General features: G+C 44.5%; 10 protein-coding genes and 4 pseudogenes. 2 read left to right on the forward strand and 12 right to left on the reverse strand.

Annotated features, from left to right (window positions below; genetic code table 11):
- The first annotated feature begins 147 nt into the window (after positions 1-147).
- Positions 148-534, forward strand: coding sequence for a hypothetical protein (locus tag CS022_RS03425; protein ID WP_129121103.1), 387 nt, complete (start codon positions 148-150; stop codon positions 532-534).
- A 263-nt stretch (positions 535-797) separates the two neighbouring features.
- Here the strand turns inward: CS022_RS03425 and CS022_RS25815 are convergent.
- The 7 genes and pseudogenes from CS022_RS25815 to CS022_RS03455 all read right to left on the reverse strand — a co-directional run.
- Positions 798-1,289: pseudogene (locus CS022_RS25815) on the reverse strand (methylated-DNA--[protein]-cysteine S-methyltransferase); the annotation flags it as partial.
- A 30-nt stretch (positions 1,290-1,319) separates the two neighbouring features.
- Positions 1,320-1,841: pseudogene (locus CS022_RS27135) on the reverse strand (bifunctional transcriptional activator/DNA repair enzyme AdaA); the annotation flags it as partial.
- Between the two features lie 89 nt (positions 1,842-1,930).
- On the reverse strand, positions 1,931-2,503 hold the full coding sequence (locus CS022_RS03435) for a DUF6151 family protein (RefSeq protein ID WP_129121105.1): 573 nt from the start codon (positions 2,501-2,503) through the stop codon (positions 1,931-1,933).
- A gap of 28 nt (positions 2,504-2,531) precedes the next feature.
- A complete protein-coding gene (locus CS022_RS03440; protein ID WP_129121106.1) occupies positions 2,532-2,915 on the reverse strand; it encodes a nuclear transport factor 2 family protein in 384 nt (127 codons plus the stop codon).
- 363 nt (positions 2,916-3,278) lie between these two features.
- Complete coding sequence (locus CS022_RS03445) at positions 3,279-4,025, reverse strand: sulfite exporter TauE/SafE family protein (protein ID WP_201746198.1); 747 nt, start codon at positions 4,023-4,025, stop codon at positions 3,279-3,281.
- 5 nt (positions 4,026-4,030) lie between these two features.
- A complete protein-coding gene (locus CS022_RS03450; RefSeq protein ID WP_129121107.1) occupies positions 4,031-5,542 on the reverse strand; it encodes a CoA-acylating methylmalonate-semialdehyde dehydrogenase in 1,512 nt (503 codons plus the stop codon).
- Between the two features lie 107 nt (positions 5,543-5,649).
- Positions 5,650-7,585 (reverse strand): annotated as a pseudogene (locus tag CS022_RS03455) (bifunctional 5-dehydro-2-deoxygluconokinase/5-dehydro-2-deoxyphosphogluconate aldolase).
- A gap of 410 nt (positions 7,586-7,995) precedes the next feature.
- On the opposite strand from CS022_RS03455, the gene CS022_RS03460 reads away from it, so the two are divergent.
- Positions 7,996-8,823: a MurR/RpiR family transcriptional regulator gene (locus CS022_RS03460; RefSeq protein WP_129121108.1), complete on the forward strand. Its 828-nt coding sequence runs from the start codon at positions 7,996-7,998 to the stop codon at positions 8,821-8,823.
- A gap of 10 nt (positions 8,824-8,833) precedes the next feature.
- Here CS022_RS03460 and iolG read toward each other — a convergent pair whose 3' ends face one another.
- The 5 genes and pseudogenes from iolG to CS022_RS03485 form a co-directional block, all read right to left on the reverse strand.
- Positions 8,834-9,820 carry an inositol 2-dehydrogenase gene (gene iolG, locus CS022_RS03465; protein WP_129121109.1) on the reverse strand — a complete coding sequence of 329 codons (987 nt, stop codon included), beginning with the start codon at positions 9,818-9,820 and terminating at the stop codon, positions 8,834-8,836.
- A 37-nt stretch (positions 9,821-9,857) separates the two neighbouring features.
- Positions 9,858-10,681 (reverse strand): annotated as a pseudogene (gene iolB, locus CS022_RS03470) (5-deoxy-glucuronate isomerase).
- Positions 10,682-10,944: 263 nt separating this feature from the next.
- Positions 10,945-12,582, reverse strand: a complete 1,638-nt coding sequence (locus CS022_RS03475; RefSeq protein WP_129121110.1) for a serine hydrolase domain-containing protein — start codon at positions 12,580-12,582, stop codon at positions 10,945-10,947.
- Positions 12,583-12,769: 187 nt separating this feature from the next.
- A complete protein-coding gene (locus CS022_RS03480; RefSeq protein WP_129121111.1) occupies positions 12,770-13,042 on the reverse strand; it encodes a hypothetical protein in 273 nt (90 codons plus the stop codon).
- Between the two features lie 167 nt (positions 13,043-13,209).
- Positions 13,210-14,286: a LacI family DNA-binding transcriptional regulator gene (locus tag CS022_RS03485; protein WP_129121112.1), complete on the reverse strand. Its 1,077-nt coding sequence runs from the start codon at positions 14,284-14,286 to the stop codon at positions 13,210-13,212.
- Between the last annotated feature and the right edge of the window lie 42 nt (positions 14,287-14,328).

The raw sequence follows: 14,328 nt of genomic DNA on the forward strand, positions 1-14,328 counted from the left end.
AGACTAGAAGCATGGATGTAGGTTGAAAATAAGACACTTGCTAGCACTAATTAATCATTTTTTTCGACGTATTTGAATTGTTGCGTCGATAGTTATTAAGGCGAAATACGCAGGCGTTAATTTGTGTAAAACTTGAGGGAGTTACTGATGATTATTGAAGCAATAGGTGGGATTGTTGGCGGATTGTTAGGCCTAGGTGATGACAAAGGTAAGGAAGAGAATGCAGTTTCTGTGGCTGGGCCAAAAGGCGGGCATGCAGGAGCAGCTGATAATCAAGATGCCAAAATGTCAAACCATGCAGATCAAGTCGAAGCTAAAACAAAGAAATCAGGTGGCGGTGGGTTACTTGGCGGTATCTTTAATATATTCAAAGGTGTGGCGCAAAAAGTCGCTGGCTTTGCTGCGGGCATTTTTGGTTTCGGAGACTTGTATAAGAAAGCGCAAGATGTATGGCGTAATCCAACAGCACAAAACCTCGGTGAACTTATTATCGAGGGTGGAGAAAAAGGTCTTCCTCTCATGCTAAGTTATTAAGCGGAGGCGATGAGCAGAAGAAACAAGATATTATTGGGCTAGGTAACAAACTACTTGAAGTAGGTAATTTCCTAGTCGACGACCTATTGGAAGACAGCAAAGAGTCAAAAATTGTATCTGGAATGATTGATGGTATTAAGAACATTCCATTTATTGGCGGTGTAGCAGACTTCTTTCTTAGCTAACTAGTTAAGTAGGCAAGTAAAATCTAATTGGCTGGCATCACGTTCTATCTCCTCGTTTTGTTGGAGTTTGAGAGATACTTTATTCTCATGCTCCAACAGCCAGCGTTTTCTTTCCAGGCCTCCACCGTAACCCGTTAAATTTCCATTTTTTCCGATGACTCGATGACATGGGACAATAATGGCTACACGATTGCATCCGTTTGCTGATGCCACTGCCCTGACGGCTTTCGGATTATTCAACCTCTCAGCTTGTTGTTGGTATGAAGCCGTTTTACCAAATGGAATGGAAAACAACACATCCCAGACCTGTTTCTGAAAGACGGTTCCCGGTAAATCAAGCGTAACGTTAAACATGGTGCGCTCGCCAGAGAAGTACTCGTCTAACTCGATTTTTGTTTGTTTGATGTGTTTGTTCTCACCACTGACAATATTAGCTGTAAGGCGCGTTTGAAGATCACGAAACTCTGTTTCAAGCATTCTCCTATCGACAAACTCCAGCAAACACAAGCCAGCGTCCGTTGCGCAAGCAAACATTGGTCCCAAAGGAGTAGTCAATCGGCTTATTAGAATCCTGTTTTTTTCAGCGCTTTGGGTAGGCGATGACCCTAACAGTTTTTTGCAGGTATAGCCGAAACCACTGAGAGAGTCGTAACCTGCATCCATCGCAGTATCTATCGTGCTTCTACCTTCCTTTAATTCAATTAATGCATTGTTGATTCGATACATGCGCTGGAAAGCGTGGAATGTCATGCCATAGTGCAGGTTGAACCAACGGCGAACCTGTTCTGGTGCGATGTTGTTCTCTCTGAGGACTTGATCAGATATTTTCTCTTTAGGATTAACACGAACAAGCTCAATGGCTTTTGAAACAGGCTCTGGGGCTTCATTTGCATTTTCTGTTGGACGGCAGACTTTGCAGGGGCGAAAACCTGCATCCATGGCTTCTTTGTACATGGTATAAAAAACCACATTTTTTATTTTGGGCTTCCTCGCTCTGCATGTGGCGATACAAAAAATCGACGTCGTTTTAACTCCAACATAGAATATTCCAGTAAATCGTGAATCCCTTTCAAGTAGCGCCTTGTAATATGTATCTATCTGTTTTTTATCTGTAACTAGCATGGCACCACTCTTTCATTCATCTAATTAATTGCCGATAAAAACTATCAATCCTTAGGTTTAGCAACAACCGAAAACTGAACAAGTATTTTTTATTTCTTGTGCAAGACGTCGGGCTTTTTTAACGCTTTAGTTTTCGTAGGATGAAAGGCATTTGGCGCAGTGAGCCCGGAGAGCTTCCAACGCAAAAGTTTGAAGAGCACACCAAGGATCAAAGTCGCCTCAGCTTTCTTCCTTAAGGTGACTGAAACCTCTCCCGTTGCATGCCTTCTATGCACCGCGCCCAGTACGGGGCCAATCTTATTTTCTATCTCTCGCAGGTTACTTTCTATGTTGTGGTCAAAGACCCCAACAAAAGGCAAGCCGGGTATTGAATTGGCAATAGGAGTATTGCAACACGTGGTGTACCAACGGTACATACCTTTTGATCGCAACCTCAGACAGGCGAGATTTTCATGACCCTTAGTGATTTCAAATAATGCAGGGGGCATTTGCGTCAAATAGGTGCCACCAGCCGCGTCTAAAATATCGTCTCGACCTAGATGCTGAGCAAAAGATCGGCAGTCACGGCAGTAGCAAATTACCCGATTAAAACGGCGCCTTCCTATTGTTTTTGCAATCGCAGTGACTTCCTTACAATCACAAGAAAAATGCAGATCGTTCATGAATACCTCGTCAAATCACAATAATCGCTTATTTTTGTTCAAGCGTTTCCGTCCACTTTTTCCGCCAGGCAGGCGCTTCATAGTTTTCTGGCCAATATTCAACCTGGCGGGTTATCTTATTGTTTTCAATTGTATGAAAAGTGACTGCAGTGTCTGTTCGTGTCCCGTCAGTAACGGTAATGTCCGTGACTACTTGGTTTCCCTCACAAACAATACGATTGATTTTGAAATGCCAGTGGCCATTGGCTGGGTACTCGGTATTAATGGCAATGAAATTATCGCATCCTACAATTCTCTCTGATGATAATGGCCAGATAGCTTCATAATCGTCAGCTAGCCATTGAGAGGCCGCAGAAAAGTCGTTGCTCTCCATACTTTTCCAAAATGCCAACACCACATTTTTTGCATCCATCTGTAATGACTCCTTTTTTGAGTAAGAGATTACCCAAACATTGGATGTGCGCGCAGTGGAAAGTATCGGCTATGGGAGTTACCCTCATTTTTCTGTATGAGGGTATGTGAAAGGTCAGTAATAGATCAGTGAGTATTAGACATACAGTGATACAAAAAATACAACCAAAAGCGCCACTATGACGACGGTAAGTGATTTTGCACTATTATTGTCGTTGCGTGAGACCATGCTGTATCCCCCTTGTTCGCTCAAAACCGCTGCCAGTCGCAACGGATATATTGAGCACGTATCAAAAGGATGGTTCATGGTAGTCAAACACAGTGTCACAATAGCGCGACTGACACCCAGAGCAACATTGGGTGATTACCAAGCCCGCCAAATCAAAGCGACACCTGACAAAAACAGAAAGGTATAACAGAGACGGTAGACCCAAGTTTCACTGACGACATCAAGTAGCCTCGCTCCAATAGCTACCCCAACAGGGGCAAGGGGTATCAACGTCAGAGCTGTTGAGATATTGGTCAGACTTAGAAGATCTAGCCAAAGATAGGGAATCAGTTTGAAAAAATTTACCGATGCAAAGAAAACCGCCATGGTCGCAACCAGACAGCGTTTATCAAGCTTCAGCGGCAACAAGTAAATACTTGCAGGGCCACCACCTGAATGAATTGTGGTACTGGTGAAACCGCTAAATAAGCTCCAAAAATAAGCACTCAACGTTCCGGGTTTCTTTTTTGGCAGCCAATCAACCAGATAAAGAATGACGAAGAGTAAGGAAATAATGCCAACCAGAAACTCCATCTCACGGTCTCCACCGCCTTTCATGTAAATACCTGCCAACAAAATCCCAATCAGTGCTGGCATTATCATCATTTTTAGGACGCAATAATCAGCAAACTTGTAGTGATATCTGACCGCAAAAACATCCATGGCGAGTAAGGTAGGAAGCAGAATCGCCGCAGCTTGTTGCACTGGAACCGTCAGCGCCATCATAGGGACCGCAACAACGCCTAGCGCGCCCCCTAACCCGCCTTTTCCAATTCCGTAAATCAGCACAGCAGGTATCGCGGTCAGATAAAAAAGCGGATCAGAGATAAATGGCGCAGACACCTTCGTTATCCGTGTGTCGGCATAATGAAATCGCTCTTGTGTTTTTCAAGTCGGATACTGGTTGGCCAACGGCTGGTGACCGTTTTCATTTTGGTATAAAAACGAACACCGTCATTACCGTGAACGTTGAGAGGTCCAAAAATCGACCGCTTCCACCCGCCAAAGCTATGAAATGCCATTGGAACGGGAATAGGCACATTTATACCCACCATTCCCGCTTGAACATCTTCACTAAAGGCTCGAGCCGTCTCACCGTCGCGAGTAAAAATAGCGGTTCCATTACCATATTCATGCTCGTTGATGAGCTCTAAGGCTGTCTGATAGTCAGGCACTCTCACTACAGATAAAACAGGGCCGAAAATTTCTTCCTTGTAGATAGTCATCTCTGGTTTAACGTAATCAAAGAGCGTCGGGCCGACAAAAAAGCCTTTTTCATACCCATTGACCACCAGTGAACGTCCATCAACCACCAGCTCTGCTCCCGCCTGCTCACCCGCGTCAATATAAGAGATAATTTTCGCTTTGTGTTCTGCGGTAATAACAGGCCCCATGTCATTTTCTGGTCCATCCTGTCGTCCTGGGCCTGTTCTCATCGCTTGAATCTTGTCGGTCAACCTCGCCACAGCTTCATCCGCTATCTCATCACCGACCGCAACCACGACAGATAGCGCCATACATCTCTCACCAGCAGCGCCAAAGCCAGCACCCATGATGGCACCCGTAGCCATATCGAGATCAGCGTCCGGCATCAGAATGCAGTGATTTTTCGCGCCGCCCAGTGCCTGACACCGTTTACCGTGAGCTGATGCAGTGGTGTAAATGTATTCAGCTATCTGTGTTGAACCCACAAAACTCACGGCTTGGACCCGCTTGTCTGTCAGCAGCACATCAACCACCTCTTTATCACCTTGCAGTACGTTGAACACGCCATCAGGTAACCCCGACTCTTTTAACAAAGCTGCAATTTTGATTGATACAGAGGGATCCTTTTCTGAAGGTTTCAAAACAAAGCTATTCCCCGTTGCAAGCGCAATCGGGAACATCCACATCGACACCATGGCGGGAAAATTAAAGGGGGTAATACCCACACACACACCGAGGGGCTGCATCAAGGAGTGGCTGTCGACACCTGAACCAACGTTCGCAGAGTTTTCCCCTTTTAGCAGGTGAGGAATGCCGCAAGCAAACTCCACCACTTCCAGACCACGGGTTAATTCGCCCAGCGCATCAGAGTGCACCTTGCCATGCTCATCAGTGATCAGTTTTGCTAGTTCATCCATGTTCTTTTCGAGCAGAGATTTAAATTTAAACATCACTCTGGCTCGACGAAGCGGTGGTGTTTTTGCCCAATCTTTTGCTGCATCATGCGCAGCTGTAAGCGCTGCATCTGCATCATCAGGGTTACTCAATACTACCTGATGTGTTTGTGTTCCTGATGCTGGGTTATAAATAGCAGCAAAGCGTTGGCTTGGACTCTCTGACACTTCACCATTAATGAAATTTTTAACTGTTTTCATATTCATCTCCCTGACTGACTCTAAGAATGCAATTCACATTTTCGATGTTGAAACGAACCACCTTCTTAGCAAGCTAAACGGTAATTTCCTTCCAGGCTTTGATGCAGCTACTTATGGCGTCGCTTCCAGCATGCAATCATATCGATATAGTTCTGCTTTACCGCCTGAATAAACTCGTTGTCATCTATCTTCGCAGATAACCATAGGCGTGATGGTTCACCAAATAGAGTGCGGCCTACAGCAAAACCCCGGACATACTGACTCGAAGATGTCGCTTTGAATCCTTCTTCAAGCTCAACAGCAGGCGCATTCAAGCGAGTATCACCACACCGCGACAATGGGGGTCATGTTTTGAAATGAGTTCATCAGCATCTTGCCAAGTTTTCGCTGATAATGGTGGTACCTTCCACCAGTCGGGCATGATGCCCAGTTCGTAGACGCGACGCATTACAGACAAATACTGCCCGTCGCTATTCTGTGCAGGCGAGTAATCTTTTGGTAATACGACCTCAAGCAGCATGTCGTTTCCGGTCGCACAGCAGGCCTGATAGATCTCAACGATTTTACTTTCCTGCTCATTACGCAGTAATTCGCCATCCTCGGGGTGATAAAACATCAAACACTTCACAACCTGTTCCTTCGGCCAATTATTGAGATAAGTCCCTATATTGCCGTGTTCCAGTTTTAACGGGCGCGAACCGGGTAACTCCACGGGCCTACCTATCCAATACTGACCAACGTGATCATCCTTGAGGCCAGTTGCTTCATTTAACACGTCTTGGCCAAACGTGCTGTCACACAGTAATCCAGCGTTATTCTCAAGACCCGCTTCTAGTGCACCTTGCCTTGCCGCCTGCCAGATCAATTTTTTCAAATACGGAATGTGATTGATTGAGACACCTGCAGCTTCTGCCATGTCGACAAACTGTGACCGGTGATCAAACGCAATAACACACAGCTCGTCCCAGTGCTTTTCCCGTTTAGTGACACGATGTAAATGATTCAGTCTTGCATCTTTGTCCGGCCTCGGCACATCGGCAGCACGCAGTAAGTAATCATCAAGTTCTTCTTTTGTTGGCATAGCAGGTGCACAGCCGTGGCGAGAGACGACAAGTGCGCCACAAGCATTCGCATACTTACAGCTTTGCTGCCAAGATTCTCCATTGAGATAACCTCTGAGAAGCCCAGACATGAAAGCATCTCCTGCTCCAAGCACGTTCAACACATCAACCGAACGCCTGTCACTGTGATACCTTCATCAAGGTCTGACGGTATAGGCCCTGAGAAAACACTGCAGCCCAATGCTCCGCGTTTACATACAAGCTCAGCAGAGGTCAGTTTCCTCACTTCGCGCAGTGCCTCAACGGAGTCAGTGCTTCCACCAGCAATGTGAAACTCTTCTTCTGTTCCAACAATCAAATCAAAGAGGCCCAAGACGTCTTGCAACTGCTCTGTAACAGCATCAGACGCAATGAAGCGTGTTTCGCCATCACCGGGGGAGGTAAGCCCCCAAAGCACCGGCCGGTAATCAACATCCAATGCTGTTTTCACACCGTGTTTTCTCGCGTATTCCAATGCTTTTAACACAGCCTTTCTTGACTTAGGGTTGGAGAGATGGGTACCCGTAATGGCTAGACATTTAGATGATGCAATGTAATCTTCCGACACATCATCAGGTGTTATTGCAATATCGGCGCAGTTCTCGCGGTAAAAAATCAGCGGGAATGTATCTTGATCCTTAATGCCCAATACGACCAATGCGGTTAGCCTGTCTGGGTCAGTGATTAAATGCTCAGTATTCACACCTGCCCGTTCTAATTCTTCTCGAACAAAGCGCCCCATATGCTCATTACCCACTCGGGCAAGCATCCCTGATTTGAGCCCCTGAATCGCAGTACCGTATGCCACATTTCCTGACGAGCCACCAAGATATTTTGCAAATGTGCTCATATCTTCAAGTCGCGATCCTATCTGTTTTCCATACAGGTCGACTGCAACTCGCCCCATACATATCACATCCAATGTTTTGTTCTGCTCGCTCATAGGTGTTTCCTGTAAAGACGCAAATGGAACAATCATTTCATTTTAGTATTGAAGGGCGGAATCGTTACTCAGTGAGCATGGTTTGCTGTGAGTGCTCAATGTACCCCCAACATAAAATGAAACGTTTATTTCATTTTATGTTATGATCGAAATATTGGGTTCGCAACAAGATTGTTCAATATTCGCACAGGGCAGAAACGAGGAGTGAAGAATGTGAGGTGATTAGCACACCAAAAAGCTGTGACCACCAAAATATTCCCACACGTAAGAAAGATTGACTAATTCCGGATAGACATTAGAGAAAGCTTATATAAATTGTGCAACTTGACTTATATTAAGCAACAAATTGTATTTTAGTCATACACCCAGAAAGCGAATACGGAAATTAAATTTATCAACAAGGACTGAAAATGTCGTCAGCAGCAACTCTCAAAGAACTGGAAGAACAAATCTGTGATCGATTCGAGTCACTGAGCAAGAGGTTAAAGCAAGTTGGCAGGTATTTACTTGATAACCCAGAACAAGTTGCGTTTGAAACCGTCGCTGTGATAGCCCAAAATGCAGATGTTCCCCCGTCGACCCTGATTCGTTTTGCGCGAGCATTTGGTTACTCTGGCTTTAACGAAATGAAAGTTTTATTTCGAACTAGCTTGGTTGAAGGAACGAGTGACTATAAAGAACGCCTGAAAATTTATCGCGAATTGGGAGAGGATAACCTCGATCCACAAACACCGATTGATATGATGAGACAATTCGCTCGCGCAAACGCTGAAGCGCTTGAAAATATGATCACATCTATATCCGAAGATAATCTCAAAAACGCAGTGGACCATTTGAACGATGCGGGCACTATTTATGTGCTCGCCATCGGCCGCTCGTTTAATATCGCCGCTTACACCTTCTACGCATTGCGTCATTCTGGCAGACAGGCTGTGCTTATCGATGGGCTTGGCGGTATGTATAAAGAGCACATTGACATGGTTTCAAAAAACGACGCACTTATCGCCATTTCATTTGCACCCTACGCGGAACAAACAATTCAGTGTGTGAAACTAGCAGCGAAAAAAGGCTGTAAAGTCATCTCTCTGACGGATAGCTCAGTCAGTCCGCTGACAAACATCTCGGATGTCAGTTTCACTGTAAAAGAAGCGAGTGTGGAAGGTTTCCGGTCACAATCTTCAACACTTTGTATTGCACAAACACTCGCTGTTTCCCTGGCTGGCTACAAAAACGATTAAACGTGGTGAACTATAACAAGATCTTGGTGCCGGTAGAGAGTGATTCAATCGCTGCCTCTGCCAGCTCAAGCGCTTTAAGGCCATCTGAACCACTGCAGCTAAGTGCTGCCCTACCTGCAAACACATCAATAAAGTGTTGTAGCTCGATAGCGTAAGCCTGCTTATACCTTTCTAAGAAAAAGTGCATGGGTTTAGCACTGTTGCAACTCTCTGTACCCCATACATCTAGCTCAGACTCTTTGATATTATTGACCCGAATCAACCCGCGGCTGCCATGAAACTCTAAACGCTGGTCGTAACCATAGCCTGAACGACGGCTGTTAATAATCGTTGCCATCACCCCCGATTCGAACTCCAACACAATCACGCCAGTGTCGATATCCCCGGCATCCCCGATTTCTTGATCCACCATGTTAGACCCATGGGCTGTTACAGCAACCACGTCTTCACCAATCATGAATCGGGCAATATCGAAATCATGAATGGTCATATCCCGGAACATACCGCCCGATACCTTGATGTAACTGACAGGAGGCGGCGCAGGGTCGCGTGAGATGATTGTCAGCGACTCCGCTTTACCAATTTGCCCTTCTTCATAGTGCTGTCGCATTCCACTTATATTTGGGTCAAAACGCCGATTGAAACCCACCATCAGCATGGCATTATGCTGCTCAACCACCTGAAGGCAGTCACGCACTCTATCAATGCTGAGATCAATGGGTTTCTCACAGAATATGGCTTTGCCATTTTTCGCAGCTAACTCAATTAAATCTGCATGCGTATCCGTCGCAGAGCAAATAAATACCGCATCAATGTCTGAATGCGTCATCGCGTCGTCGACACTCATTACCTCTGCGTTAACCGATTCTGCTAACGCCTTGGCTGCATCCTCAAAGGGATCAATGACTGCGGCAACACGACATTCAGGATACGCGTGTATATTTTCAGCGTGTATTTTTCCAATACGACCTGCACCGAACATTGCGATATTTGGCATTTTGACTCCTTCTTGAACCCTTTACTGACAAGTTCAATTACTTAAATTTTCTCGCATACTGATCAGAGTTAACCCATTGATGGTCCTCTTCCCAACTAAACAACCACTTACGCACAGGACCAGCCATCACGTTCAGATAGTAGCTGTCATACCCCGCAATGGTTGCGACCGGGTGATAACCTCGCGGAACCATAACAACATCTCTGTCGTAAACACCATGCACTCATCCAGCTCTCTGTCGTCAGTGTAAACACGCTGAATACAAAAACCCTGAGAGGGATTAATGCGGTGATAATAGGTCTCTTCCAACAGTGTTTCGTCGGGAGGGGTATCACTGTCATGCTTATGGCTAGGATAAGAGCTTGTGCACCCTTCATCGGTATACACCTCAACAACCAAAAGACTGTCTGCCTCTTTATTATCTGGGAGGATGTTGTGCACAAACCTCTTATTATTGCCATGTCCTCGAGCTTCTGTGCCAACATCTTCGGGCGAAATAATTCTGGATTCGTAATTGGCCTCGCCCGGCGCACTGCAAATTGCCAGCTCAACATCTGAATCAGCTTCAACTTCCAGGGTATCGCCGTTTGTTAAGTAAACTGACCATGGCGGAATTCGTTCAAACGGACTCATGCGCTCACCGATTCGTCTCGGCTCGCCATCATTCAAAGTAATGGTAACAATGCCGGAAACGACAACCAGACACATCTCACTGTCCTTGTCTGATAATGTGGTTTTATCGGCCGTCTTCATCGCGCGAACTTCGAAGCCAACATATTTCCATCTGGCGCTTTCAGGGGTGATTTTTTGAATCACGCCACCATCATTGCTGACGTTAGATTTAGATAATAACTTTGACACGAAACGTTTCCTTGTTTGCTGTTTTATTTGACTTCCTCTGTGCGGCGAACCACACCCAGCGCAAGATCGCTATACCATGATTCTAGAATAGCTCAGTCATTCATATAAATAATGGAATATATATTTCGTAATCTGGCCATATGAAATGGAACAGTAGTATCCAAAGAAAGACGAATTAGGGGTATGAAAAATAAAATTGTCGTTGGTTCAGCAAAAAAGAAAAGCCCGGTATGTAACCGGGCTTCGTGCTGGCGCATAAAAGACTACGATTTAGTCATCAAGGTATCTCTTCCGCCCTGAGATAACGTTAACTGTTCACTGGCTGCATCAAAATTAATTTCGATACCAGCCTTATTAAAGGTGAACGTTGTAGGGCTAGATGCAGATAGCAGGAAAGCGCCCTGTCCCGTTGCTTGTGCCATCAGCTTGCCATCCTTCACGAACACTTTGAGATCAAGAGGAAAAGTCGGACTGCTATAGGTTCCCTCATAGCCTTTCAACACCTCCACTGCGACATCAACTGTCTTATTAATATATGGCTTACTCCAAACGAACTTGTCTGTATTCGGGCCTTGCTTGATGACAAACGATCGCTCACTGGTATCAAACACGACAGAAATACCATAATCAGCAAGTTCAAACTCATTGGCGCTTTTAGCAGAGACGGGGAAAGCCCCTTGACCTGTCGGCTTTAACATCAACGATGCGTCTTCAACATAAACAGTCAAATCCATAGGCGCAGTGTCACTGGTATAGAACCCCGCAAATTTCTCCAATTCAGCCTCCGACAAGGCTAGATAGTTGAAATTTGGTATGACGACTTCTTCACCATTTGCAGCAGCGAATAACGCGTTGCTGAGAGGCGCAGGGCTTATATTGGCGCCATTGAGCAAAACACTGACGCTTGTGCCTGAGTGAATATCGTAGGTTAGCGAAGACACGAAGTTATCAATAGCGCCGTCATGGCCATAAAGCACGGTATCATCTTTTCGTTGCTTGAATATGCCTTTACCAAAATCTTTCTTGGTTTCAAGCATAGAGGCAAGGGAGGCTTCATTTACCAACTGACCATCGAACAAAGCATGGATAAATACACTCAGATCATGCGTTGAGGATACGATAGAACCTGCACCATGCGGTATGCTCATATCAGACTGTTTATCTTTGCTCCATTTGTCTTCTGAGTAACCATATGAATAAACTTCACGAGCGTCTGGATTGATTGAACCACCGAAATAGGTATCGGTTAAACCCAATTTATTCGTAATGTATTTTTCGAGATTTGCTTGGTAACTCTTACCCGTTACCCGCTCAATGATTTGTCCCAACAAATAATAATTACTGTTGCTGTACTCAACGTTAGAGCCAGGCTCGAACAGAGATTCATAACCTTCAACCATCCTCACCATAGTCTCAACATTTTGTTTGGAGTACATGATTTCGAGGAAACGTGGATCTGTTGTAAAACTCTTGATTCCCGATGTATGGCTAAGCATCTGTTTAATGGTGATTTTGTCAGCATTTATGATGTTTGGAAAATAGTCAGACAGCTTCGTATTGAGAGTCAATTTTGACTCTTCAATAAGTTTGAAAACGAGAACGCTGGTAAAGGTTTTAGTAATCGAGCCCACTCGATACTTCAGTGTCTGGTCAGAATGAACAGCCTCGCCGTTATCATTAAGCGTTAACGTATTTTGGTACTGCTTTACGCCTTTTTTGTAAACAGCAACACTGCCGAGATATTTGTCATGTTTATTCAGTTGAGAAAAATATGTATTTAATGTATTGGCATCAATACCTGCAGTTTGATTTACACTGGTTGACTCTGACATCACACTTGTAGACATACCTAAACCCGACACTATAGCCAACGCAATAACTGATGCTTTAATCAATTTCATTTTGTTAACCCTTCCTCTATTGGATTTTCAGTATTATCTGATAGAGAAAGTTTTACATTAGGGCTTATTAATATCTCGATTTAGGAAAAGTAAATGATGAAAAGTAATGAAATGTTGATAAGGTTGTTTTTATCAAATGAAGACGGGATAAAAAAGACGCATTCAAGCGCCTTTTTCATCTCATTAACTAGCAACCGTCGCCAGAGCCACCTGCGTCACTGCCGCCAGAATTAGTACTATCGGTATTTTTAACACCGCTACTGGAGTCATGAAACCAGATTGGGGCCGTATCACCTGAGTGTACTCTCTTATCTCCCTTACTATTTTTCTTCAGGCTCATGGCCAGAAGAGAGATAATAAGCACCACAACACTCGGAAATACAGCATAATCAGGCATAATATCTGTGTAAGCCGCGATGAAAACACCAGCAAGACTTAACACCACAAACATTAAGAACATAGTAACTTCCTTATAAATTACTTTCTGCAACATTAGCCGATTATTGAATTACTTAAGAAGCGTCTTGATCCGGATTTTTGAGCTTTCTTGATGCAGTACTTATTTTTAAGAAAATGATGAGGAAGCTGATCGGATTATGCGATGTACGAAAATAAGCCAACTTATCGCTAACGTTTAGCTGCTGTCGCCCTAGGCGGTAAACTAAACGGAGTTATGACATTAATACTGGATTGATACGCAGAAATTAATGGTGTTTTTCGATAACTGTTGAGCAAAAACTGAATGGCAGCTCGCGCATCATCAGCAAGTTTGTGGTCAATCACCGCATCAATATATCGCTTTTTGAGTAAGAATGTATTTTCAGCATCCAAATCGTGCCCAATAAATATAGGGCTTTTGACACCTATATACCTCAGGCCATTGAGTATCGCACGATTGCCTCCACCAATACTGTAAACCCCACGAATTTGGTCCTTATAATAGGAGCAAGCACTGATGACATGCTTCTCTGTCGAATTTGCCAATCCCTGTCCACCACTGATGCGAATAACTGAGAGATGTGGGTACGCAGCGATGCCATCAAGAAACCCAGCTTGTCGTTGCTCCTCGCCATGGAAAGCCTCACTGCTGGTCACAGAGAGAACCTGTGCTTGGGATGTGGGCAGCCAATTGCCCAAAAGAAACGCAGCCGTTTGACCAGCAGAGTAATTATCCAAGCCAATGTATGCCACTCGCTTGCTCTCGGGGAGATCCGTCACGACTGTCACTACTGGCATTTTTTTCGATAACTTATCTATGCACTCTCTAATCTCTGGAAGATTGGATGCTTTGATAATCAAACCTTGGCATTGCTTGCGATCCGTATTGAGAATTTCTTTCGCCATTTCTTCTGTCGAAATATTTTCAAAAAAACGAAAACGGAAACGAATCTTATAAGAGGCCATCTCAGGAATAACAGCCAATATTGCTGATTTGACCTGTTCACTGAATCTCGCTGGTGTATCCATCAATAAATCAAAGTAAAACGTCCGCCCTTTTATTTGATTGACCTGATATTGACCTTCTAGCTCCTCAATTGCTTTGTGGACTTTATCAACCGTTTGAGCATGAACATTTCCCCGGTTGTTGAGTACTCGGTCGACGGTAGCCAACCCAACACCTGCTTGAGCCGCAATCTGCTTTGCTGAGAATCGCTTAATAATGAATACCTTTTTAAAAATTGTCTTTGAATTGTAGCCATTCAATAACCCTTATGGCTGTCTCAAGCCGTCAGTTTGATGATTTTT

The organism is Veronia nyctiphanis (genome assembly GCF_004116385.1).
Lineage (GTDB): Bacteria > Pseudomonadota > Gammaproteobacteria > Enterobacterales > Vibrionaceae > Veronia > Veronia nyctiphanis.